Source organism: Allobosea sp. TAF32, assembly GCF_052113585.1.
Classification (GTDB): domain Bacteria; phylum Pseudomonadota; class Alphaproteobacteria; order Rhizobiales; family Beijerinckiaceae; genus Allobosea.
On record NZ_JBFRDM010000060.1, the window covers coordinates 1 to 372 of the forward strand.

At 72.0% G+C, this 372-nt stretch carries 1 protein-coding gene; it reads right to left on the reverse strand.

Features of this window, described 5'->3' with window-relative positions; all coding sequences use genetic code 11:
* Positions 1-372: porin (locus tag AB4Z16_RS28170; RefSeq protein ID WP_441514599.1), on the reverse strand; the 372-nt coding region annotated here is incomplete at both ends.

Genomic DNA, 372 nt, shown 5'->3' on the forward strand with positions numbered 1-372 from the left:
GAGTTGGTAGAGCGCGCCGATCCAGTACAGGTCGTCGCGCTGGATCACCGTGCCGCCCGCGTTCTTGTTCTGGCCCCAGCGGTAGCCGGCCATGATCTTGGCATCGCCAAAGCCGTAGCTGCCGCCGATGGCCGCCTTGCGCAGCGTGCCGCTGCTGGTGCCGATGGTCGGGTTCCACTGGTCATAGCCGACGGTGACCCCGAACGGGCCGGCCGCGTAGGCCACGGCCGCGCCGTAGGCGGTGTCGCGCCGGAACGAGCCCGGCACTTCGCCGTTGCCGCCGATCGGCGTGGCCACACCCACCGTGGCCGGCAGCGCCAGGCCGGTGCCGAAGGACCAGTGCGCCAGCGCCGTGACCGGGCCGAACTGGCC